The organism is Sorangium sp. So ce1335, assembly GCF_051521615.1.
GTDB lineage: Bacteria > Myxococcota_A > Polyangia > Polyangiales > Polyangiaceae > Sorangium.
The window spans coordinates 6,108,974-6,130,691 of sequence record NZ_CP150363.1 but is presented as its reverse complement, the minus strand read 5'-3'; the positions used below and the strand labels follow the sequence as shown (position 1 = coordinate 6,130,691).

Below are 21,718 nucleotides of genomic sequence, written 5' to 3'. Positions count from 1 at the left end.
TCTACCCCCCGGCACGCCTCACGCGGGCGTCTCCTGCAAGAGCCGCACGTCCCGGAGCCGCTGCGCGTTCGTGTAGTCGAGCAGCGCCTCGCGCGTGGTGTAGACCGGCCGGAACCCCATGACCCGCGCCGCCTTCTCGCCGTCCGCCACGCAGACGTAGCGCAGGTACCGGAGGAAGCTGGGCGGCGCGATCGCCGCGTGCGCGGCCCAGAGGGCCGACACGAGCGGGCCGGCGGCGCTGTGGAGCACCGGGAAGGGGGTGCGGCCCGCGAGGCGCACGATCGTGGAGAGCGGCAGCACGCCGTCGCCGACGATGTTGAACGTGCCCGGGAAATCGCTGTCGATCGCGAGCTTGAAGGCTGCGATCGCGTCGACCTCGTGGATGAACTGCCACAGCGGGTCGAAGCCGAGCATGGTCATGACAAGCCGCCGCGCCAGGTACCGGGTGAGGTAGTTCTGGACGGTGGGGCCGAGGATCGGCGCGGTCCGGAGGATGGTGACGGTCGTGCCCTTGGATCGCGCGCCGAACGCGTTGAACTCCCGCTCGGCCGCCATCTTGTCCGCGAAGAAGCGCTCCTCCGCGTCGGCGCGCAGCGGGTGCTTCTCCGTGAGGAAATTGGGGTTCGTCGGGTGCGCGCCGTAGAGGATCGTCTGGCTCCAGAGGATCAGCTTGCGCAAGCTCGCCTGGCGCGCGCCGTGGAGCAGGTGCATCGTGCCCACCGACTCGAGCTCGTGGGCCCAGGCGGTGGCCGGCGTCGGCGACGAGAGGAAGCAGAGGTGGACGAGCGTGTCCACCTGCTCGGCCGCGAGCACCTCGGCGACGCGCTCCTCGGACGCGGGGGCCGTGAGGTCGACCGTGTGGAGCCGCAGCTTGGAGCCGCCCGTGTCCGGCGGCTTGATGTCGATCGCCACGACGCGGGCGATGCGGGGGTCCTCCTCGAGGATGCCGATGAGGTTGCGGCCGAGGAACGACGCGGCGCCGGTGAGCGCGACGACGCGGCCCCTCGGGCCGGACGACACGCGCCGGCTGCCCGGCGGGGCCTCCGCGCTCGCGGGCGGCGCGGAGTCGCCCGGGCTGCTCGTCGCGGCGCCCGGCCGGGCGGCATGCGCCGCGTGGTCCACGCCGGCAGCGGGGCGCTGCTCGGCAGCGTCGTGGGTCGGAGCGGCGGGGGGCTCGGACAGGGGTGCCATGCGCGCGGCGCGACACTACCTGGTCAGACGGCGCGCGCAAGCGCAGCGCGACCGCCGCGCGCTCGGGAGCGGCCGCGGCGGCGCCGTCACAGCGTCCGGCGGAGGACCGGGTACGGCTCGAAGGCGTGCACCTCGGTGAATCCGTTCTTCGTGAACGCAGAGACAGGGCCGGTCCACAGCTCCTCGTCGCTCACCGGCTCCCTCGGGCGGCGCGGCAGGGCCTCGAGGGCGCGCGCGCCCCAGGCGGGCGCGATCTGCACCGCGCCCGCGACGAGCGCCGTCGCGACGCCCCGCCGGCGGTGGGCCGGGTGGATGACGGCGCAGCCGATCAGGAACACGCCGGCGCGATCGCCGGCGAAGCACGGCAGCCCCTTGTACAGCCGGCGATCATAGGCCTTCGCCACGACGGCGGCGGGCGCCACCTTGAGCCAGCCGATGAGGTGCGGGGCGTCCGGCGCGAGCGCGACGAGGCCGCGCGCCTCGTCGCTGCCCGCGGCGAGCGCCTCGGCGAACTCCCGGCGGTTCTCCCCCTGGCCGTCCGAGCACCGCGCGAGCCACTCGTTGTTCGTGCCCCCGAAGTGGTAGTACCGGCAGTAGCAGGGCGTGCCGGCGGCCTCGAAGAGCGCCTCGAGCCCGGTCAGGTGCTCCGGACCCGCCGCCACGACCTCGATCGATGCGCTCATCGCGGCGCTCCTCCCGCCTCGGTCACGCGACCGGCGCGCGCTGCCCGCGGACCGGGGAGATCTGCTCCCAGGCGTGGGCCGCCCTGAAGAGCCGCGCCTCCTCCAGCGCGGGGCCGATGAGCTGCAGGCCGACGGGCAGCGGCGGCCCGCCGTCCGGCGCCGGCGCCGTCGCGCACGGGACGCTGATCGCGGGCAGCCCGGCCATGCTCGCGGGCAGCGTGTAGACGTCGGCCAGGTACATCGACAGCGGGTCGTCCACCCGCTCCCCGAGCCGGAACGCGACCGTCGGCGAGACCGGCGCCGCGATGACGTCGACCTCGCGGAACGCCTCGTCGAAGTCGCGCCGGATCAGCGTCCTGACCTTCTGCGCGCGCAGGTAGTACGCGTCGTAGTAGCCCGCCGAGAGCACGTAGGTGCCGAGCAGGATACGGCGCTTCACCTCCCGACCGAACCCCTCGCCGCGCGTGGCGCCGTAGAGGCCCTGGAGATCCGACTTGCCGCCGCGCTCGCCCTCCACGCGCAGGCCGAAGCGCACGCCGTCGAAGCGCGCCAGGTTGGACGACGCCTCCGCCGTCGCGATGATGTAGTACGCCGCGACCGCGTACCGCGTGTGCGGCAGGTGCACGGGCCTCACCTCGCAGCCGAGCCCGCGCAGGCCCTCGATCGCCTCGCGCACCTTCGCCTCGACCTGCCGGTCGACCCCCTTCGCGAAGTACTCCTCGGGCACGCCGATGCGCAGCCCCGCGACGTCGCGGCCGCACGCGGCCTCGTACGCGCCGACCGGCGCGTCGAGGCTCGTCGCGTCGCGCGGATCGCGGCCCGAGATGACCTCGAGCAGGCGCGCCGCGCCCTTCACGTCCTGCGCGAACGGCCCGATCTGGTCGAGGCTCGAGGCGAACGCGATGAGGCCGTAGCGGGAGACGCGGCCGTACGTCGGCTTGACGCCGACGACGCCGGTGAGGCTCGCCGGCTGCCGGATGGATCCGCCCGTGTCCGAGCCGAGCGAGCCGGGCGTCATCCCCGCCGCGACGGCGACCGCGCTGCCGCCGGACGATCCGCCGGGGATGCGCGTCGGGTCCCAGGGGTTCTTCACGGGGCCGAACGCGCTGTTCTCGTTCGACGAGCCCATCGCGAACTCGTCCATGTTGCACTTGCCCGGCAAGATCGCGCCGGCGGCGCGGAGGCGGGCGACGACCGTGGCGTCGTACGGCGGGCGGTAGCCGCGCGAGGGATCGGGCGCCTTCGACGACGCGCCCGCGGCGCCGCGGGTGAGGATCTTCGAGCCGGCGGTCGTCGGGGCGCCCTCGGTGCAGAGCGCGTCCTTGAGCCCGATCGGGACGCCGGCGAGCGGGCCGAGCGCCTCGCCGCGCGCGCGCCGCGCGTCGAGCGCGCGCGCCGCCTCGATCGCCTGCTCGCCCTGCACCGTGAGGAAGGCGCCGAGCGCGCCGTCGCGCTGCTCGATGCGCGCGAGCGCCGCCCTGGCCACCTGCTCGGCGCTCACCTCGCCGCGCTGCACGAGCGCCGCGAGCTCCGGGATGGATCGGTCGAGGATCGCTGTGTCCATCGGCGTCACCCCTCGTCCACGAACGCCGGCACGGCGAACCCGTCGTCCTCGACGCGCGGCGCCTCGCGCAGCGCCACCTCGCGCGGCAGGCTCGGCGCCTCCTCGTCGGCGCGGAGCGGCAGCCGCTCGATCTGGACGTGCGCCGTCGGCGGCACCGCGGAGACGTCGAGCTCCTCGAGCTGCCGGACGTAGCTGAGGATGTTGCCGAGATCACCGGTGAGGCGATCCATTTCCTCATCGGAGAGATCGAGGTGGGCGAGGCGCGCTATCGTCAGCGCCTCGTCGCGGCGGAGAGGGGGCGAGTCAGCGTTCGACATGGCGAGCGCCCGATGTAGCACCGCCCGTTCCGCGGACGCCAGCGCTTGATGGGCCCGCCGCGGTCCGCGCGCCCGCCGCGCGCACCGCGTCCACCGCGTCCACCGCGCCCACCTCCGATTCTGGCCGCGGTGCACAAACGGTGATAACGCCGGGCTCTCGCGCGCCCGGCCGCCCTCGGCCCCTCGGGCAGAAGCCCCGATCCCCTGCGCGTTGCTGGCGAATGCAGCCCCCGAAACCGCCCTCTCTGCGCCGCGAGCGCATCGGCATCATCGTCCTCTGCGCGTCCGCGGCCGTGGCGATGTCGCCCGCCGTGGGCGACGGCGCCCGCGACCGCTCGACCGCGCTCGCCGCGGAGCTCGCGGGGCGGGGCATCACCGCGGCGCCGGGCGACATGGCGTGGGTGGACCCGCCGCGCGGCGGGTTCAGCCCGCTCGGCGCGCGCTCGCGCGCCGTCGTGCGCGGCGCCGTCCGGGGCGAGCCCACCGACCTGTACCTCGTCGACACGAGGCTGTCCCCGGAGGGCGTCCTGCTCGACGTCTCGGGCGTCCACAACCTCACCGAGACGAGCGGCGCGGACGAGTCGAGGCCCGTGCTCCGCGGCGAATCGCTCGCGTACATCTCGCGCCCGCTGATCGAGGCCGCGTCGCCCACGGTGCACGTGCTCGACCTCGACGGGCAGCGCCTGCCGGGCGGCGCCGACTGGACGGCGATCGAGCGGATCCAGCACGCGATCACGAGCTTTCAGGCGACGGGCCGGCTGCGCGGGATCGGCCGGCGGACGTTCGCGATCGACCCCGCGCCGGGGGACGAGCCCGGCGGCGAGGACGCCGGCCACGGCGAGCCCGGCGGCGGGGGCCGCCGCCCGTCGAACGCGGGCGACGTCGCGATCGCCCTGGAGGACGACAGCGCCGTCGTCGTGCGCGCGGGCGGCCGCGAGGCGCGCCTGCCGCTGCGCGGCGTGGACGCGCCGCTGCCGCCGTGGATCCGCGCCGAGTCGTACGAGGTCGCGCGGCCGGGGAACCTCGTCACGTGGGCGGTCGACCGGGTGCGGCTCGTGATCGGCGACGCCGCGATGCAGACGGTGAAGGCCGTGGCGTTCACGGCGCTCGACTTCGTCCTCCGCAACAAGGAGGCGGTGACGGGCGACACGGGCGCCGAGGACATCGCGGAGGATCTCGGCACGAGCACGCTGGATCCGCCCGTCCGCCAGATCCCGATCGATCCCGAGATCGGCTGGCCGCCCGCGCCGCTCGAGCCCTGGGTGACGCCGGCGCTGCCCGGGGAAGGGCAGTGGAACCCGCAGGGCGGCGACGCGTTCGTGCGCAAGCTCGAGGGGCTCCCGCCGGCGTTCATGACCACGTTCATCCGGGCGGATCGCTCGCGCAAGGCGACGCGCGTCTACATCGCGCTCTGGGATCCGCGCCAGGTGGAGCTCCACATGATGGCGGGCACCGTCGAGCCGAAGGGCGCGACGGGCGAGGCGGGGCCGGGGCTCATCCCGCGCACGCCCGAGGTGATGAAGCGCGTGGTCGCCGCGTCGAACGCGGGATTCCAGGCGATGCACGGCGAGTTCGGCATGATGGCCGACGGCGTCGTGTACCTGCCGCCGAAGCCCTACGCCGCGACCGTGGCCGTGCGGCGCGACGGCAGCACCGTGTTCGGGACCTGGTCGGAGGACGAGTCGATCCCCGAGTGGATGCTCTCGTTCCGCCAGAACATGACCGTCATGGTCCAGGACGAGAAGTGGAATCCGTTCGGGCGCACGTGGTGGGGAGGCACGCCGCCCGGCTGGGCGGACAAGACGCACACCGTGAGGACCGGCATCTGCCTGACGAGGGAGCGCTTCGTCGCGTATTTCTACGGCGCCGACGTCAGCCCCGAGGCGCTGGCCCAGGCGATGATCCAGGCCCGCTGCGCCTACGGCATCGCGCTCGACATGAACGCGGGCCACAGCGGGCTCGAGTTCTACCAGGTGGCGCCGAGCGGCGAGCTGCCGCCGCTCGGACGCCCGCTCCAGGGGGAGTGGGAGGCCGAGGGCGAGGTCTCGGGGCTGTCGGGCTACCGCTTCCGGGGCCGCCGGCTCATCCGCGGCATGGGCCTCATGAACTTCCCCCGCTACATCCGGCGGGAGGCGCGCGACTTCTTCTACATGACCCTGCGGCACCTCCTGCCTGGCCCGGCCCTCGCCCCGCGCGCCGCGCCGGCCGAGGCGGGGGAGGGCGTCTGGCGCACCCAGGGCCTGCCGCAGCACGGCTTCCCGTACGCGCTGGCGACGACCGGGATCCGCCCCGACCCGGCGCGGCCCGACGTGCGGCTGCGGGTGCTCAAGGTCGACCCGCGGACCGTCGCGGCCGCGCCGGCGAGCGAGCCCGCGTCGCCCCCCCCGCCGGCCGGGGCGGGCGCCGTCGTGGCGGTGCTCGGCGACGGCGTCGCGGCGGGGCCCGGCGCCGGACAGGGCGAGCTCTCGAGCGTCTGGCACTCGGCCGGGGCGTTCTCCGCCTCGCCGACCTCGCCGGTGGGCGGCGCGGTCCGGATCGCGACGGGCCATGCCAGCAGCGCGGGGGCCGTGGCCGCGCTGGGCGTCAACGACGAGGACGGGATGCTGATCTACGTCGAGCGGGCCGCGGCGGGGCCGTCCAGCGCGCCCGATCCCGCGCTGTCCCCGGACGCCTCGGCGCCGCCCGCGGCGCCCGTGGACCCGCGCGACGCCAGGCTGCTCCAGGACTTCCTCGCGCGGCTCGGCTGCTCTTCGCGGATCTACCTCCGCCGGCCGCTCGCGGTGGCCCTCGGCGGCGATACAGACCTTGCCGGCGCCGCGGTCCACCCGCCGTCCGGGCCGCGCGCCGTCCGGCTCACGCGCGCCGAGGCGCCGGGGGCAGGCCGGATGTTCGAATCCACACCGACCGTCCCGCACAGCGTCTGGTATCCGTTGCAGCAGAAGCGCGTTCGGTACTTCAAAAAGCCGAAGAAAGAGGAAAGCGCGGACGGCGATCACTGAGCGTGGCGGCGCCTGGAATCCCGCCTGGGGTGCAGTAGGCGCTTGTGCGTCGGCGGCCCGAGGGATTAAACAAGGGCGGCCGGTGCATCGTTTGCAGTACTTCGGAGCTTGCGACATCACGGCGCGGGGCGGCGCGGGCTCGCCGGGTGAGCGGGGCGCGATCGACGCGCGGGCCGGCCGCGTCGCGGCGGGCGCGTGTTTCCCGGAGATGACGGCGCGCGATCGCCTGGTTGCGGGCGCCAGCGGCGCGCGCGTCGCGGGCGCCATGCGGCCGATGCAACGGACGCAATGGACGCAATGGACGCAACGCGCCCAGCCGATGCGACCGCGGGCCGAGGGCGGCGCGGTGGATCCGCGCGAGATCGCGCCGTGGCGCCGTCGCGCTCGCCTCGTTGGCGCTCGCGAAAGTACCGGACCAGCGATACGCTGCAGTGGATCGGGTTCACGCAGCGCGCTCCGAGCTTGCCCGCGACGGCGGCCTGCTCGTCCACATCGTCACGCACACAACGCTCGTCGCGCGGAGCATGCGCGACCGTTTCCCGGAAGCCGCGGCGAACGGCGCCGCATGTCCTGAGGAGTTCCCGAACATGGCCGATAACAAGGGCGGCAGCGATCTGGATGTCTTCGAGGGGCTCGCGAAGAAGTCGTCGCGCGCCACGAGCCCCGCTCTCGTGCCCCCCTCGCCGCCAGCCCGGCAGCGCACCCTGACCGGCGGCGTCGGCTCGCTGCCGCCGCCGCCCAATCACGGGACGACGCGCGCCGGGGGAATCGCCACTCCGCTGCCGCCGCCGGTGACGAGTCCCGGCTCGCTGCCGCCGCCGGTGCCGGCGAAGGGGACGAGTCCCGGCTCGCTGCCGCCGCCGGTGCCGACGAAGGGGACGAGTCCCGGCTCGTTGCCGCCGCCGGTGCCGGCGAAGGGGACGAGTCCCGGCTCGCTGCCGCCGCCGGTGCCGACGAAGGGGACGAGTCCGGGCTCGTTGCCGCCGCCGATGCCCCCCTCGGTCAAGCCGGGCACGCTGCCGCCCGTCGTGCCGCCCCCCTCGCGACAGCCGTCGTCGCTGCCCCCTGTCACGGCCCCGCAGATGCCGTCGGCGAGCCCGCTGCCGCCGGCGCCGACCAGCGTCGCGCCCGGCTCGCTGCCGCCCGTGGTCCCTCCGCCGGTGCGGCTCCCGTCGGTCAAGCCGCCGCAGAAGCCGGCCGACGACGCGAAGCCCCGGCGCGCGAAGGGCGCCGCGGTCGACATGGACTGGGACGACGACGAGGAGTCGACCCACGTCTACGACAGGCAGGGCAACGACAGCATGCCGGGGCGGGTGAGCCCGCTGCCGACGGTGAGCTCGCCGTCGCTCCCGAAGGCGGCGGCGGCCCTCCTCGCGAGCTCCGGCGGGACGGCGCCGTCCGCGCGGACGCGCACGCCGATCCCGACGCCGCCGCCCATCCCGAGCGTCCCGCCCGCGCCGCCGCTGCCGGACGTCGGCTACCGCCCGCTGTCGCGCAACGACGAGCCCACGGCGATCCGCGCGCGCCTCGCGCCGCAGCAGGGCGCGGGCAAGGCGGGCGTCATCCTCGGCGGGCTCGCGCTCGTGGCGGTGCTCGTGCTCGGTGTGGTCCTGCTGGTGCCGAAGAAGGGCGCGCTCACGATCGACCTGAAGACCCAGGGCGGCGGCTCGATCGCGCGGGCCGAGATCTTCATCGACGGCCAGAAGCGCTGCGACACGGTGCCGTGCATCGTGCGCGAGCTCGAGCCCGGCTCGAAGGCGGTGAAGATCCTCGCCCCCGACTTTCCGCCGCGCGATGCGGTCGAGATCGTCGAGAGCGGCAAGGAGAAGGTCGTCGTCATCACGCTCGACAGCGCGGGCCCGGCGCAGGCGCAGGGGCCGGCGTCGACGACGACGGGGCTCAAGGCGTCGGGCGCGCCCGGCGTGAAGGTGCTCGTCGACGGCGTGGAGAAGGGCACGCTGCCCGTCGAGATCAGCGTGCCGCCGGGCGAGCACAAGGTCCGTTTCGAAGGCGGCGAGCGCTACGAGCCGCTGGAGAAGACGGTGGAGGTCGGTCAGGGCCGGACGACGGACCTCGGCACGGTCGCGCTCAAGGTGGTGAAGGGGCAGCTCACGCTCGATCTCGCCACCTCCGGGGCGTCGGTCAAGCTGGTGAACGCCAGGGGCACGGAGAAGAAGCTGCCGGATTCGGCGTGGAAGAAGCCGCCGGTCAAGGTGGATGTCGATCCGTCGGAGCGGTGGAAGCTCGTCGCGACGAAGAGGGGATACGAGGACTTCTCCCAGCCGATCTCGTTCGACGACGGGCAGGCCGAGAAGACGATCCGGATCGCCCTCGCCGAGGTGAGCAAGCCCGAGCCGGCCGCCGCCGCGGCGCCCGCGCCCGCCCCGGAGCCGCCGCCCGCCGCGCCCAGGGACGAGGCGCTCGCCGCTGCTGCGCCGAAGCCGGAAGCCCCGGCGGCCGCGCCGAAGGCCGAGGCCCCGGCCGCGCCCGCGGCTGCCGCCGGCTCGGCGACGCTGAACATCAACTCGATCCCGGTCTCGAAGGTGGTCCTCGACGGCCGGCCGCTCGGGAGCACGCCCAAGGTCGGCGTCAGCGTCCCCGCGGGGTCGCACACGGTGATGTTCATCCATCCGGATCTCGGGAAGAAGACGGTCACCGTCTCGGTGAAGGCGGGAGAGACGAAGACGGCGGCCGTCAGGTTCGACTGACCATCTCTCCGCCATGGACGCCAGGAGAAGAAGCCCTCTCGGGCGCTCCTGGCGACTCTTCATCTCTTCATCATTCCCTGCCAGCCTCGCGTGTCAGAGACAGTCTCTGTCGCTCCGCCCGTGTCCGGTACTGCGCGTCAGAAATCTCGCCAAGGCGCTCCTCGCGGAGCGAAGAGCGTCTCAGTCCAGGGGCGCCAAGGGCGCAAAAAGACAGAGGTTTTTCGCCCCTCTGGGACCGGTCGTCGAAGGCGTTCGCGAGGTCCCCGGCGCGACATCCGACACGAAGAGTCAGCGTCGGCGAGCGCGGCGTCAGCGTTGAGCGCTGCTCACATGTCTTGCTCGACCCGCTCCGCCCAGGCGCGCCACGTCGTCGCGCAGCGCGGCTCGCCCGCGTGCGCGCCGCCCGCGCAGTACGCCGGGTCGCGCGGGGGGCCCAGCACGAGCATCGTCGTCTTGCTGACGAACGGCAGGTCGCGCCGCCAGATCTCGCTGAAGCCGTCGAGCCGCCGGCGGTAGCCCTCCGCGGCGCGCTCGCCGAGGAGCTTGTCGAGCTGCGCGCGGATCTGCTGCCGGAGCTCCTCGTCGTCCGTGACGGCGAGCGTGCGCTGGAGGAACCGGATCTGCGCCTCGCGCTCGCCAGCCCGCCCCAGGATGCCCGCGCCGCCGAGGGCCTGCCAGCTGATGTTCGCGTCGCCGCCGCCGAGCTCCGCGGCGCGCGCGAGCATCCGGGCGCCGTCGAGGCGCCACCGCGCCTTCTCCTCGGCGTCGGTCAGGTACGAGGCCGGCGCGATGAAGGCGACGAACTGGCCGAGCGCGAGCCACAGCTCGCCGTCGAGCGGGCGGTGCTGCACCCCTCGCTCCATGATCTCGCGCGCCTTGAGCACCTCGTCGCGCGGGGTCGTGGTCGTCTGAAACGTGATGAGCGCGTCGGCGAACAGGTAAGGGTCGCGGAAGGTCGGGTCGAGCGCGTTGATGGCGTCGAGCAGCAGGGTGAGGTTCTCGAACCGGCGGCGCTCGAACGTGTGCAGCCCCTGGGACACGAGAACGTGCGACCAGAGCAGGTCGGCCAGCGCGGCGCGGTAGCCGAGCGACAGCGTGACAACCTCGTCCGGCGGAGGCAGGACGTACACGTCGGACGTCTCGGCGACGCGCTTCTCCAGGTCCGCGGCCGGCGCGCGCACGCTCCCGATCGCGACGGCGGCGACGGCCGAGAGCGCGACGGTGACGAGCGCGTCGCGCGCGCGCGCGAGGCGGGAGGGGAGAGGGCGGGCTTCCGGACGGTCCGCTGTCCCGGGCGCCGGGCGAGCCCCCATCATTCCACCTCGCGGTCCACGTACATCCCCGGGAGCACGCGGGCCGATTGTCCCGGGACCCGCTCGCCGCGCACCTCGAACGTGGACAGCGCGCCGTCGCCGTCGAGGTCGCCGTGCGCCGTCGCGACGAAGCGCATGGTCTTCGAGGCGTCGAGCTCGCTCGTGAACTGGAAGGAGAACGCGTGCGGCCCCTCGACGCGGAAGTCGAGCGACCGCCACGTGAGGTGCTCCCACGCCCCCGGCGGATCGACCGTGCGCACGCCGCGCGGCACCTGGGCCGGGGTCAGCGGGGCCGACGGCGGGAAGCTGATCTCCTGCGGCCGCGATTCGGCGTAGGCGACCGCGCTCGTCACAAGCCGGTCGAGCCCCTCGATCGGCTCGCTCAGCTTGGACGCGCTGAGGTTCCGGAAGAACGCGGGGACGGCGACGGCGAGGACGCTGCCGCCGACCGCGAAGGCCGCGCTGAGCTCCAGCGCGCTCCAGGAGCGCCAGGTCATGGCTCCTCTCTACTCACCCTGCGGCGATGGAACAAGCGCCAGCGCGGCCCGCGTCAGTCCGGATCGTTGTTCGTGTAGATCACGGTGCTGGTCACGATCTCGCCGTTGCGCACCTCGCCGGTGCGGACCAGCGTGCACGTCAGGCCGTCGCCGTCCAGGTCCCCGCGCGCCCCCGCCTCGAACCCCTCCGGGCCGCTGGGGATGGGGGCGCCGGGCAGGCCCTGGCTGAGGTAGCCGCTGCCGACCTGGTACGAGTACTGGAAGTAGATGGGCGCGACCGTCTCGAAGCCGAGGCACTGCCAGCCGGCGAGCGTCGAGCCCGACATGAAGTCGTCGCCCGGCGCCGAGCTCGGCTGGTACTTCGTCCCCTGGACGTCGGCGAAGTTGAAGGGGACCGGCACGGCCGAGGCGCAGAGGAGATGGGTGTTCGCCGCGGCGATACCCGTGGCGGGCAGGATCTGCGAGATGTCGCGCTCGCGCTCGTACTGGGTGATGGCGCTGCGGGTGATGGCGCCGACGATCTGCTTGGCTTCAGCCGTCTTTGCGGTAGCGAGGTAGCTGCGTACCCCGACGATCGCCAGGGCGGCGAGGACGCCGAGGATGGCGACCACGATCATGAGCTCGATGAGCGTGAATCCGCGACTGCGAGATACTTCCTTCTGCCGCACGGTACGCCCTCATGCTGGATGTGGTCTATCAAGCCCGCTCGCCCGGCCCGGGGCGCGTCGGAGATGCCCTCACGCTGGAGATGGTCCACGAAGCCTGGTTGCCCGACCCGTGGGGAGCCGGGCAACCAGGAGCACGTCACTCGTACTCGTTCTCGATGTAGATCTGCGTGGCCAGGGTGAGCTGCCCCGTCGCTGCATCGACGGAGCCGCCGCGGATGAAGTAGCTGTTGACCGCGTCCGCGTCGAGGTTGCCAATGGCGCCGGCCTCGAACCCGGTGGCGCCGGGGTTAGGCGCCGCCGTGGGGCCCGTGATCTGAGTGCCCTGGAGGTACTGATACTGGTAGTAGATCGGCTGGTTGATCGAGAACCTCAGGCACTTCCAGCCAGCCGTCGCGGTGCCGGTCTCGAAGTCCTCGCCCTCGGTCGCGTCGGGCTGGTACTTGACGCCCATCGGGGGGCCGCCGGCAGGCACCGGGTCGGCGTCGCCGCACAGGCTGTGGCTCGCGGCCGCCGAGCTGTCACCGGCCCCAAGGATCTGGGAAGCAGCCGTCTCGCGCTCGAACGCGGCGGCGGCGCCGCGGGTGATCGCGCCCACGGAGTTCTTCGCCTCCGAGGTCTTCGCGCTCGCGAGGTACCGGCGGACGCCGAAGATCGCGAGGGCGGCGAGGACGCCGATGATGGCGACCACGATCATGAGCTCGACGAGCGTGAAGCCCCTTCTGTCGTATCGCTTCAGTGCACGCATGAGTGTCGATCCTCCGTGATGCTGTCTTTAATTTGGATGCGTTGCCGAGAACTGATCGTCACGACGCCAGTGCGGGGCCCGGCGAGCCCGCAGCGCGAAAACCTCTCCCGCGGAGCAGGCGCGCCCGGCGCCCGCGACGCGGCAAACCACCTTCTACTCCGTCACTCCGTGTCGTTCTCCCAGTAGATCCCCGACATCGTCGAGGTCGTCAGGAGCAACGCGTACGTCCCATCCCCGTCCCGATCGCCCGCCGCCTGGATGACGTACCAGGGCCCTCGGGGCGCAAACTGCGGATCGCCCAGCGGGGCCTGCGGCAACCCGTGCCAGGTGAAGCCGCTGTGCGGCGTCACCGAGAAGCTGTTGCCGATGCCGGCCACCGACGCATAACCGAAGCGGACCGCGCCGTCGGTCGTCACGTTGAGCATCCGCCAGTTCGCGTAATCGGTGTGCCCCGGGTCCTCCCAGGAGCGCTTCGTATCGCCGACAGTCCCACCGGGATACCAGTGGCTCTGGTCGAGCGACCCCTGAGATACGTTCAGGTACTCGAGCATCTCCGCCCGGTAGGACTCCTGCCCACCGCGGATCCCCTGCATGACCGCCTTCGGCTCGGCGGTGCCCGCCGAGGCCATGTACCTGCGGTAACCGACGAGGGCGAGCGCCGCGAGGACACCCACCATCCCGACGACGACGAGGAGCTCGACGAGCGTGAACCCTCGTCGTGCAGCGCGTCGCTGTCGTTGCGTGCTCCGCATTCGCCAGGACCTATCAGCAGGCGGCGTGCCAGCCAGAGCGCGGCGCGGCGCCTTCTTCGACTTGCGCGAAAAGCCCATGAGTTGCCTCGGTTTTCCTCGACAGAGGAGGTCGAGCTGCGGGTTGTGTGTGGTTGTGTTCGTTTCCGGCGGTGACGAAAACCGTCACCGCGGGGCGTCGGGCGGTGACGATTCTCGTCAGGATCCTTCCGACTCGTCGTCGCCCTCCCCGTCGGGGGCGAGGGCGTGCTTGGCGAGGCGGTAGCGCAGGGACCGGAACGAGACGCCGAGCAGCTTCGCGGCCGCCTTGCGGACGCCGCCTGTGCGCTCGAGCGCCTGGAGGATCAGCCGGCGCTCGACCTCGCCGAGCACCTCGTCGAGCATGCACCCGCCGGGCGGCAGCTCCGCGAGGAGCGGGGCCGGGCTCGCGCTGAGCCCGGCGACGGCGCTCGGCAGGTCGCCCAGGCCGATCGACGGCCCCCCGGCGAGCGCCACGGCGCGCTCCATCATGTTCTCGAGCTCGCGCACGTTGCCCGGGAAGGCATAGGCGTCGAGCGCGCGCATCGCGTCCGTCGTCAGGCCGCGGACGTCCTTGCCGAGCTCGGCGGCGAAGCGGCGCAGGAAGCGCTCGGCGAGCCGCGAGATGTCCCCGGGGCGCTCGCGCAGCGGCGGCAGCTCGATCCGGATGACGTTGAGCCGGTAATAGAGGTCCTGCCGGAACCGGCCCTCGCGGACCTCGGTCTCCACGTTCCGGTTCGTCGCGGCGAGGACCCGGACGTCGACGGCGATCTCGGCGGCGGCGCCGACAGGGCGCACCTTCCGCTCCTGGAGCACGCGGAGCAGCTTCACCTGCAGCGCGGCCGGCAGCTCCCCGATCTCGTCGAGCAGCAGCGTCCCGCCGTCGGCCTCCCGGAACAGCCCCATCGAGCGCGCCCCGGCGCCCGTGAACGAGCCCTTCTCGTGGCCGAACAGCTCGCTCTCCATGAGCGCCTCGGGCAGCGCCCCGCAGTTGACGACGAGGAACGGCCTCGCCGCGCGGTCGCTCTGCTCGTGGATCGCCCGGGCGATGCGCTCCTTGCCGGTCCCGCTCTCGCCCGTGAGCAGCACGGTCGTGCGCGTCGGCGCGATCTTGGCGATGAGCTCGGAGATGCGCTGCATCGCCGGGCTCGTCCCGAGCGGCTCGCGCGACGGCTGGTCGAGCCGCTCGAGCTGCGCGCGCAGCCGCTGGTTCTCGGCGACGATCGAGCTCTTCTCCAGCGCCTTCGCGGCGAGCGCCGCGAGCTCCGCCGGCGAGAACGGCTTGGTCACGAAGTCGTAGGCGCCGTGGCGCATGGCGTCGAGCGCGCTCTCCACGGTGGAGTGCGCGGTCATCACGATCACCTCGGTCGCGCCGCTGCGCGCCTTCGCCGCCCGCAGCACGTCCATGCCCGAGCCGTCGGGCATCACGAGGTCGGTGAGGATCAGCGGGAACGGCTGCGGGGTCTGCCGGATCGCCTCGAGGGCGGCGCGCGCGCCGGGCGCGACGACGACCTCGTAACCCTGGCGGCGAAAGGTGATGGTGAGCACCTGACGCAGGCCCGGCTCGTCATCGACGACCAGCACCCGGGTGGCGTTCGGCGGGATGCTCGGCGGGATGGACGCCATCACGCCAGCACACTACCACGACCCCCCGCGCGCGCGTCACGGCGGCCGTCGCGCGCGGCGCGCCGCGTCGTCGCGCGAGCCCCGCTGCGCCGTCGCGCCGCTCACGCCCGCGGGGACACCGCGGCGCGGCGCGCCCCGCGGGGCCTCAGGGGCAGGCGTCGTTCACGACCCCGAGCGGCGTGCGCTCCTCGACGACGAAGCGCAGCGCCTCGCTGTCCTCCTCGCCCCCCTCCTGGAGCTCCTGCCACACGAGGAGGGTGTCGCAGAGCTCCGCCTCGATCTCGACATGGTAACGGCCGTTCCCGTCAACGTCGTCCTCGATGACGCCCCGCTGCGTCCGCTCGTTGAAGACGCTGACGCGCGCCCCGGGGGTGCAGTTGCCCGAGATCAGCCACATCCCCTCCGCGCCCGCGGAAGGTCGCATCGTGTCGGCCGGCTCCGGCGGGGGCAGCGGCAACGTCGGGCTCAGGCACGCTGCACCGGCGAGCAGCGTTGTCGCGAGGGCGAAGGCGAAGCGAAGCGCAGCGCGGCGAAGAGTCGGCACGGCTCGACGTGATAGCACACCGTGTGCCGCGCTCTCGCCGCCGGAGAACGCCGCGAAACGCCGGGATTTGCAGCCGGCTCGCCGCCACCCGGCGGCCTAACCGTCAATTCTGTTGGCGCTCACGCCCGTCGGTTTGCAGCACGCGCAGGGCGACGCGCCGCTTCGCCGCGACCGCGCCGAGCCCGCCTGCCAGCGGCGGCGCGGCCCCGCGCTCGTCGTCGTCGAGCACCTCGCCCACCAGATCGTAGTCGCTCGCCTGCGTGATCCGGACCCGGCACATCTCACCCGGACGGACCTCGCCGCCGGAGAGGTAGACCTGCCCGTCGATCTCGGGCGCCTGGCCGGCGTGGCGGCCCATGAGCACGTACTCGTGTTCGTCGCTGGTCCCCTCGACGAGCACCTCGAGCTCGCGGCCGATCATCGCGGCGCTCTTCTTCTGGGAGATGCGGCGCTGCAGCGACATGAGGCGGCGGTAGCGGCTCGCCGCCGTGCGCGCGGGGACCTTGCCCTCGAGGGCGTGGCTTCGGCTCGTCTCCTCGTCGGAGTAGCGGAAGACGCCGACCCGCTCGAACTCGGCCCAGCGCACGAAGTCGCAGAGCTCCTCGAACTCGGCGTCGGTCTCGCCCGGGTGGCCGACGATGAACGCGGTGCGGAACGTGAGGTCGGGGACGCGCTCGCGCAGCGTGGAGACGACCCGGCGGAGGCGATCGCCGCCGTGGCCGCGCCGCATCCTGCGCAGCATCGCGTCGGCGGCGTGCTGGAGCGGCATGTCCACGTACGGCACGACCCGCGGGTGGCCGGCGAGCAGCTCGACGAGGTCGTCGGTCATCGTCTCGGGGTACAGGTAGAAGATCCGCACCCAGCGCACGCCGGGCACGTCGGCGACGCGCCGGACGAGCTCCGCCAGCGTCTGGCGCGCCTCGCCGGGCGCGCGGCCCGCGGCGTCGCGGCCGTAGGCGATCGTGTCCTGCGAGATGAGGTTGATCTCGCGGACACCCGCCGCCGCGAGCTGCTCCACCTCGCGGACGACGTCCTCGACGGGCCGCGAGCGCTGCGCGCCGCGGAGATCCGGGATCACGCAGAACGAGCAGGTGCGGTTGCACCCCTCGGCGATCTTGACGTAGGCGCTGCCGCCGGGGGTCGAGAGGGTGCGCGGATCGGCCGAGCGGATCAGCCACTCCGCGGGGTTGCCGACGAGCATCCGCTCCGCGTCGCCCGCGAGCACCTGGCCGAGCTTGAGCATGTCGCTCGATCCGAGGAAGTGATCGACCTCGGGCATCTCGCGGGCGAGCTCCTCGGGGTGGCGCTGCGAGAGGCAGCCGGCGACGACCAGCCGCTTGCAGCTGCCGCTCTCCTTGTGCTGCGCCATCTCGAAGATGGCGTCGATCGACTCCTTCTTCGCCTCGCCGATGAAGCCGCACGTGTTGACGACGATCACCTCGGCGTCGGCCGCGTCGTCGACGTGCGCGTAGCCTGCGGCGCGGGCGACGCCGAGCATCACCTCGGAGTCGACGCGGTTCTTGGGGCACCCGAGGCTGACGAAATGGACCTTGCGCGAGCTCATTGAGTTGCTGCTTCCTCGCTGTCGACGAAGACGACCCGGCCCGCGGCCAGCGTCATCTTCACGCGGCCCGTGAGCTCTCGGCCCAGGAGCGGCGTGTTCTTGCTCTTCGAGCGCAGGCGCGCCGGGTCGAGCACGAAGCTCAGGTTCGGGTCCACGAGGCAGAGCTCGGCGCGGGCGCCGGCCTTGATCGTGGGCGCCTCGAGCGCCGCGATGCGGGCCGGGGCGCGGGTGAGCGCGTCGACCAGCCGCCCGAGGGGGAGGGCGCCCTGGCGCACGAGGTCGAGGAGGACCGGGACGACGAGCTCGAGGCCGATGAGGCCCGGCGACGCCTCGGCGAACTCGCAGTCCTTCTCGAGCGTCGAGTGGGGCGCGTGGTCGGTCGCGACAGCGTCGATCGTGCCGTCCGCGAGCGCCTCGCGGAGCGCGTCGACGTCCGCCTGCTCGCGCAGGGGCGGGTTGACCTTGCACGCGGTGTCGTAGCCGATCACGGCGGCGTCGGTGAGCGTCAGGTGGTGCGGCGTCACCTCGGCGGTGACGGCGATGCCGCGGGACTTCGCCTCGCGGAGGATGCGGACCGCGCCGAGCGACGAGATGTGCGCCACGTGGTAGCGCGCCCCGGTGGCCTCGGCGAGCAGCACGTCGCGCGCGACGATGATGTCCTCCGCGACGCGGGGCCAGCCCCGGAGGCCGAGCCGCGTCGCGATCGCGCCCTCGTGCATCTGCGCCCCCTCGGTGAGCGCGTGGTCCTCGGCGTGCTGGATCACCGGCATGTCGAACGTCTTCGCGTACTCGAGCGCGCGGCGCATCACGGCGCTCGACGTCACGCAGCGCCCGTCGTCGGAGACCGCGACGGCGCCGGCCTCCTTGAGGTCGGCCATCTCGGTGAGCTCGGCGCCCTTCTGGCCGATCGTGATCGCGCCGATCGGGTGGAGCGCGGGGCCCCCGATCGCGCGGGCGCGCGCGACCATCGCCTCGGTGATCGACCGGGTGTCGTTGACGGGCCGCGTGTTCGGCATCGCGCACACGTGCGCGAACCCGCCCGCGGCCGCGGCGGCGAGGCCGGAGGCGATGTCTTCCTTGTACTCCTGCCCGGGCTCGCGGAGGTGGGCGTGGAGATCGACGAACGCGGGCAGGAGCCAGAGCCCGTCGCCCTGGATGATCTCGGCCCGGGCGGCGCGCCGCAGGTCGTCGGTCGCGGCGCCGCGGCCGACGCGGGTGATGACGCCGTCCTCCACGACGACGTCGACAACTTCGTCGAGCTGCTGGGCCGGGTCGACGGCGCGCACGCCGACAAGGAGAAGGAGGGGGGGAGGTGAGCCGATGGCCGCCATGGGAGCGCGCTCCCCCTAGCACATGCGCTTCACGCCGTGCACCGCCGCGGGGCAGCGAAGCAACCGGGCCCGGGATGGACAGGATGGAGGGACGAGGGAGCGGGGCAGACGAGAACAACAGACGAGGGCGACCCACGGAAGAAAATCGCTCGGGGCGTTACGCGGAGCTTGACGAACCGCGAGGGTGCGAGGTAGTGATGCGCTCCCGCTCGCGAAGCTGGCGGAATTGGCAGACGCGCTGGATTCAGGTTCCAGTGGGGTAACTCCCGTGGAGGTTCAAGTCCTCTGCTTCGCACCAAGCGCTCGTCTTATTCTTCTTCAGCCACCGTAGTGGCTCTTTCTCTGCTTGCCGGTGTCGGCATTTCCTGCGACCGCAGCGCCTCCCGTTCGGGGGGCGCTGCGACGGCGACCCCCGGTTCGAGCGAACCGACGACCCAGGCCCCGGCGGTGAGCGCCTCGACCGAGCCCGCCGTGGCGACGGCCCAGGCCGAGCTCGAGTCCCCGCGCGGGGCCGGCGTCCAGGAGTTCGTCCCCCTCGCCAGCCTCGCGGACTGCAAGGTGAAGTCGGGGGACATCGCGACCTACATCCTGCGCGAGGGGATGGGGGTCGCCGGGCGATCCGACGGCACGTTCGGCGCCGTGTGGCTCGTGGACCTCAAGGGAGGGGACGCGCAGATCGCGTTCGCCGGCTTCGATAGCGACGCCCGGCAGATCGCCCGGGCGAGGGCGATCTCGAACACGCGCGAGGCGGGGCTCCGGATCTTCTCCGCGGGGGAGGCGTGGGCCGTCACGTGGTTCGACGCCGAGGGGCTCGCGTATGCCCGGCCCCGCTGGGAGACGAACCCGCCCGCGGAGATCCTGCGCGTCGGCGCCATCGGGAGGGAGGTCAGCGAGCACGTGGCCCTCGCGCCCGCTCCGGGCGGCGCCCTCGTTGCGGCGGCGCCCTTCGGGGCCGAGCGCAACAAGCTCGGGGTGTTCCAGTTCGGGCCGGTCGATCCTGCGCAGCCGCAGCTCAAGGCGGTAGGGGTCACGCGCCACACGAAGAAGCCGCGCTGGCCGGCGGTCGCCGCCGACGGGTCCGGCGGCTACCTCGTCGCGTGGCACGAAGAGGAAGACGGGAGCATCCGCGCCTCGCGCTTCGATGCGTCCGGCCGGGAGGGGAGCGCCCACCTCGTGGCGAAGCCCGAGGGCATCGACCGTTCGGCCGCCGCGACCGCGACTCAGGAAACGCCGGACAGGGATCAGCGGCTCGGGCTTGTGTCCACCGGCGGCGCCGGGGCGCTCCTGGTCTGGAGCGAGGGCTCCACGCTGATCGGCCGCGCGCTGGACGCCGAGGCGCGGCCGCGCGGGGCGCCCTGGGTGATCGGCAAGGGCAAGTGGCGCGCGCTCGCGCCGGGCAGGGAAGGGGCGCTCGTCGCGTGGGTCGGCCACGACAGCAAGGCCGAGGGGCAGGCCCTTCTCGTCAAGGTGGGCGCCGACGGAGCGCCTTCCTCCCGGGGGATCCGGGTGTCGGACGGGGCCCATTCCGTGAAGGATCCTCCCAGTGTGGCCCTCGCGGGTGAGCGCGTTGGCGTCGCATGGACGGAGGCGATGAGCCCCGGTGTGAGCACGAAGCGCGCAGTCCTGCGGGTGCTCGATCGCTCCTGTATCCCCTGAGCCCGCTGCGACGCGAGGCCCGCGTACGGCGGGCGTAACGCGGGTGTCGGCGCTAAGATGAGGGACGTGAGCCACGCATTCGGCCCGAGTCAGTCACCGCCGAACCGCGATGCGAACGAGCCGGCAGAGGCGCTCCGCGATGCGCGGACGGACGTCCTGCCCCGCGACGTCGAGCTGCCTGTCAGCGCACCCTCCTGCGATCCGGCGACGCGCGCTGCTGCCGCGCCCGCCGCAGCGCCGTCGGACGTCGCTTCCACGCCGCTGCCGTTCATCCAGGATCCTTACCTCGCCCCGCCGCTCCCGCCGGAGAGGCGTCAGCTATCGACGCTGGCCGTGAGCTCGGTCGTCGCGGCGCTCTTCGGTCCGCTCGGGGCTGTCGCCGCGATCGTCTTCGGTTGGGCAGCCCGCCGCGAGATCGAGCGCGCCCCCGAGGCCCGCAGGGGATATGCGCTCGCCAGCGTGGGGCTCTCGCTCGGCGTGCTCCTCACGCTCTGCTGGAGCTCGGCGATCGGCTTCGGCGTCTGGGTGTGGACGACGCACGGCGGCGGCGAGACCGCCTCGACCGTCGGGGAACGGGAGGCCTCGCCGGAGCCGGCGAGCGCCGCGGCCCCGGCGGCCCCGCTGCCGGACGTGCCTCCCCCCGCGGCGGCGCAGCCCGGCGGCAGCGTCCCGCAGCACACGACCCACCGGCGCATCGGGGGGCTCTCCATCGTCGACATCGGCGTCGACGTCTCCACGCTCAGCGAGGAGCTCGCCAAGCAGCGCGCCGAGGCGCACGCCCGGGGCGAGAAGGTCCTCGTGATGACGACGAGCGATCCGTGCGAGCCGTGCCGCGGGGTCGATCGCGCGTTGAGCGATCCGCTGATGCAGACCGCGCTCCGGAACGTGCGGCTCGTGCGCGTGGACATCGACGTCTTCAAGGAAGACCTCGATCAGATCAAGATGCCGCGGCGGCTCTACCCCGGCTTCTTCCTTCTCTCGCCGGATCTCTCGCCGCAGGACGGGATCAACGGCGGCGAGTGGGACGACGACATCGCGCGCAACATCGCGCCGGTGCTCGGGGCGTTCGTGCGAGGCCAGTACACGACCCGCCGGCAGCCGTGGCACCCGCTGCCCGGCTCGGGCATGCGGCTCTGACCGGCGCGTCGCGCGCGGCGCCCGGCCACCCGCGCGCCGGACAGGGTAAGCTCGGCCCGTGAAGCGCTTCCTCCAGCTCGCCATCTTCGTCCTCTGTGTCGCGTTCAGCGCCTCGGTGGCCTACAACGTCTTCTCCGACAACGCCGACGTCGAGCGCATGGCCGCGCTCGTGGCGTGCGGCGAGGAAGCCGGCGCGCCGGAGGGGCGCCGCGCGAGCGACGGCTGCAGGGCGCGGATGACCCGGCTGGAGCGGACGCCGTTCGGGCAGACGTTTGAGTTCACCACGGCGAAGCGCACGGTGGATGTCCGGTGCGAGCGGGCTCTCGTGCTCGTCGGCGAGCACCGCTGCAAGCTCCGGTGATCGGCGGGGGCGGCGCGCGCTGTCCCGCGGGCAGGGGGCAGGGCCGC

Annotated in this window: 18 protein-coding genes and 1 tRNA gene; 6 read left to right on the top strand and 13 right to left on the bottom strand. The window is 73.3% G+C overall.

Features of this window, described 5'->3' with window-relative positions; genetic code table 11:
* Nucleotides 1-18 precede the first annotated feature (18 nt).
* The 4 genes from WMF24_RS22640 to gatC all read right to left on the bottom strand — a co-directional run bounded on the left by WMF24_RS22640 (nucleotide 19) and on the right by gatC (nucleotide 3,755).
* Nucleotides 19-1,191 (bottom strand): NAD-dependent epimerase/dehydratase family protein, encoded by a 1,173-nt coding sequence (locus WMF24_RS22640; RefSeq protein ID WP_437738512.1) that lies wholly within the window; start codon nucleotides 1,189-1,191, stop codon nucleotides 19-21.
* Nucleotides 1,192-1,277: 86 nt separating this feature from the next.
* On the bottom strand, nucleotides 1,278-1,874 hold the full coding sequence (locus tag WMF24_RS22635; protein WP_437738511.1) for a GNAT family N-acetyltransferase: 597 nt from the start codon (nucleotides 1,872-1,874) through the stop codon (nucleotides 1,278-1,280).
* 22 nt (nucleotides 1,875-1,896) lie between these two features.
* On the bottom strand, nucleotides 1,897-3,438 hold the full coding sequence (gatA, locus tag WMF24_RS22630; protein WP_437738510.1) for an Asp-tRNA(Asn)/Glu-tRNA(Gln) amidotransferase subunit GatA: 1,542 nt from the start codon (nucleotides 3,436-3,438) through the stop codon (nucleotides 1,897-1,899).
* Between the two features lie 5 nt (nucleotides 3,439-3,443).
* Nucleotides 3,444-3,755, bottom strand: coding sequence for an Asp-tRNA(Asn)/Glu-tRNA(Gln) amidotransferase subunit GatC (gene gatC / locus WMF24_RS22625; protein ID WP_437738509.1), 312 nt, complete (start codon nucleotides 3,753-3,755; stop codon nucleotides 3,444-3,446).
* 221 nt (nucleotides 3,756-3,976) lie between these two features.
* Between gatC and WMF24_RS22620 the strand changes: the two genes are divergently transcribed.
* Together WMF24_RS22620 and WMF24_RS22615 are read left to right on the top strand one after the other, a co-directional pair.
* Nucleotides 3,977-6,754, top strand: a complete 2,778-nt coding sequence (locus WMF24_RS22620) for a hypothetical protein (protein WP_437738508.1) — start codon at nucleotides 3,977-3,979, stop codon at nucleotides 6,752-6,754.
* A 587-nt stretch (nucleotides 6,755-7,341) separates the two neighbouring features.
* Nucleotides 7,342-9,462: a PEGA domain-containing protein gene (locus tag WMF24_RS22615; protein ID WP_437738507.1), complete on the top strand. Its 2,121-nt coding sequence runs from the start codon at nucleotides 7,342-7,344 to the stop codon at nucleotides 9,460-9,462.
* A 326-nt stretch (nucleotides 9,463-9,788) separates the two neighbouring features.
* Here the strand turns inward: WMF24_RS22615 and WMF24_RS22610 are convergent, their stop codons facing one another.
* From WMF24_RS22610 to WMF24_RS22570, 9 genes are all read right to left on the bottom strand, one after another.
* Nucleotides 9,789-10,778 (bottom strand): hypothetical protein, encoded by a 990-nt coding sequence (locus WMF24_RS22610; protein ID WP_437738506.1) that lies wholly within the window; start codon nucleotides 10,776-10,778, stop codon nucleotides 9,789-9,791.
* Nucleotides 10,775-11,272: a hypothetical protein gene (locus WMF24_RS22605; RefSeq protein WP_437738505.1), complete on the bottom strand. Its 498-nt coding sequence runs from the start codon at nucleotides 11,270-11,272 to the stop codon at nucleotides 10,775-10,777. Before WMF24_RS22605 ends, WMF24_RS22610 begins: the two co-directional genes overlap by 4 nt.
* 53 nt (nucleotides 11,273-11,325) lie before the next feature.
* Nucleotides 11,326-11,940, bottom strand: a complete 615-nt coding sequence (locus tag WMF24_RS22600) for a type IV pilin protein (RefSeq protein WP_437738504.1) — start codon at nucleotides 11,938-11,940, stop codon at nucleotides 11,326-11,328.
* 136 nt (nucleotides 11,941-12,076) lie between these two features.
* Entirely contained in the window at nucleotides 12,077-12,685 is a 609-nt protein-coding gene (locus WMF24_RS22595) for a type IV pilin protein (RefSeq protein WP_437738503.1), read from the bottom strand.
* A 161-nt stretch (nucleotides 12,686-12,846) separates the two neighbouring features.
* Nucleotides 12,847-13,437 (bottom strand): prepilin-type N-terminal cleavage/methylation domain-containing protein, encoded by a 591-nt coding sequence (locus WMF24_RS22590; protein WP_437738502.1) that lies wholly within the window; start codon nucleotides 13,435-13,437, stop codon nucleotides 12,847-12,849.
* A 195-nt stretch (nucleotides 13,438-13,632) separates the two neighbouring features.
* Nucleotides 13,633-15,078 (bottom strand): sigma-54-dependent transcriptional regulator, encoded by a 1,446-nt coding sequence (locus WMF24_RS22585; RefSeq protein WP_437738840.1) that lies wholly within the window; start codon nucleotides 15,076-15,078, stop codon nucleotides 13,633-13,635.
* 145 nt (nucleotides 15,079-15,223) lie between these two features.
* The gene (locus tag WMF24_RS22580; protein WP_437738501.1) at nucleotides 15,224-15,622 is read right to left on the bottom strand and encodes a hypothetical protein; all 399 of its coding nucleotides are present in this window, start codon (nucleotides 15,620-15,622) and stop codon (nucleotides 15,224-15,226) included.
* Between the two features lie 103 nt (nucleotides 15,623-15,725).
* The gene (gene rimO / locus WMF24_RS22575) at nucleotides 15,726-17,186 is read right to left on the bottom strand and encodes a 30S ribosomal protein S12 methylthiotransferase RimO (protein ID WP_437738500.1); all 1,461 of its coding nucleotides are present in this window, start codon (nucleotides 17,184-17,186) and stop codon (nucleotides 15,726-15,728) included.
* The gene (locus WMF24_RS22570) at nucleotides 17,183-18,517 is read right to left on the bottom strand and encodes a dihydroorotase (RefSeq protein ID WP_437738499.1); all 1,335 of its coding nucleotides are present in this window, start codon (nucleotides 18,515-18,517) and stop codon (nucleotides 17,183-17,185) included. Before WMF24_RS22570 ends, rimO begins: the two co-directional genes overlap by 4 nt.
* A 211-nt stretch (nucleotides 18,518-18,728) precedes the next feature.
* Between WMF24_RS22570 and WMF24_RS22565 the strand changes: the two genes are divergently transcribed.
* The 4 genes from WMF24_RS22565 to WMF24_RS22550 all read left to right on the top strand — a co-directional run bounded on the left by WMF24_RS22565 (nucleotide 18,729) and on the right by WMF24_RS22550 (nucleotide 21,671).
* Nucleotides 18,729-18,815 (top strand) — tRNA-Leu (locus tag WMF24_RS22565).
* A 149-nt stretch (nucleotides 18,816-18,964) separates the two neighbouring features.
* Complete coding sequence (locus WMF24_RS22560) at nucleotides 18,965-20,173, top strand: hypothetical protein (protein ID WP_437738498.1); 1,209 nt, start codon at nucleotides 18,965-18,967, stop codon at nucleotides 20,171-20,173.
* Between the two features lie 66 nt (nucleotides 20,174-20,239).
* Nucleotides 20,240-21,310: a DUF4190 domain-containing protein gene (locus WMF24_RS22555; protein WP_437738497.1), complete on the top strand. Its 1,071-nt coding sequence runs from the start codon at nucleotides 20,240-20,242 to the stop codon at nucleotides 21,308-21,310.
* A gap of 58 nt (nucleotides 21,311-21,368) precedes the next feature.
* Nucleotides 21,369-21,671, top strand: a complete 303-nt coding sequence (locus WMF24_RS22550; protein WP_437738496.1) for a hypothetical protein — start codon at nucleotides 21,369-21,371, stop codon at nucleotides 21,669-21,671.
* Nucleotides 21,672-21,718: the final 47 nt, after the last annotated feature.

Bases quoted from the DNA above. Each gene is read 5' to 3' on its own strand.
- WMF24_RS22640 (WP_437738512.1), bottom strand. From the start codon at position 1,191: ATGGCACCCCTGTCCGAGCCCCCCGCCGCTCCGACCCACGACGCTGCC.
- WMF24_RS22635 (WP_437738511.1), bottom strand. From the start codon at position 1,874: ATGAGCGCATCGATCGAGGTCGTGGCGGCGGGTCCGGAGCACCTGACC.
- gatA (WP_437738510.1), bottom strand. From the start codon at position 3,438: ATGGACACAGCGATCCTCGACCGATCCATCCCGGAGCTCGCGGCGCTC.
- gatC (WP_437738509.1), bottom strand. From the start codon at position 3,755: ATGTCGAACGCTGACTCGCCCCCTCTCCGCCGCGACGAGGCGCTGACG.
- WMF24_RS22620 (WP_437738508.1), top strand. From the start codon at position 3,977: ATGCAGCCCCCGAAACCGCCCTCTCTGCGCCGCGAGCGCATCGGCATC.
- WMF24_RS22615 (WP_437738507.1), top strand. From the start codon at position 7,342: ATGGCCGATAACAAGGGCGGCAGCGATCTGGATGTCTTCGAGGGGCTC.
- WMF24_RS22610 (WP_437738506.1), bottom strand. From the start codon at position 10,778: ATGATGGGGGCTCGCCCGGCGCCCGGGACAGCGGACCGTCCGGAAGCC.
- WMF24_RS22605 (WP_437738505.1), bottom strand. From the start codon at position 11,272: ATGACCTGGCGCTCCTGGAGCGCGCTGGAGCTCAGCGCGGCCTTCGCG.
- WMF24_RS22595 (WP_437738503.1), bottom strand. From the start codon at position 12,685: ATGCGTGCACTGAAGCGATACGACAGAAGGGGCTTCACGCTCGTCGAG.
- WMF24_RS22590 (WP_437738502.1), bottom strand. From the start codon at position 13,437: ATGCGGAGCACGCAACGACAGCGACGCGCTGCACGACGAGGGTTCACG.
- WMF24_RS22585 (WP_437738840.1), bottom strand. From the start codon at position 15,078: ATGGCGTCCATCCCGCCGAGCATCCCGCCGAACGCCACCCGGGTGCTG.
- rimO (WP_437738500.1), bottom strand. From the start codon at position 17,186: ATGAGCTCGCGCAAGGTCCATTTCGTCAGCCTCGGGTGCCCCAAGAAC.
- WMF24_RS22570 (WP_437738499.1), bottom strand. From the start codon at position 18,517: ATGGCGGCCATCGGCTCACCTCCCCCCCTCCTTCTCCTTGTCGGCGTG.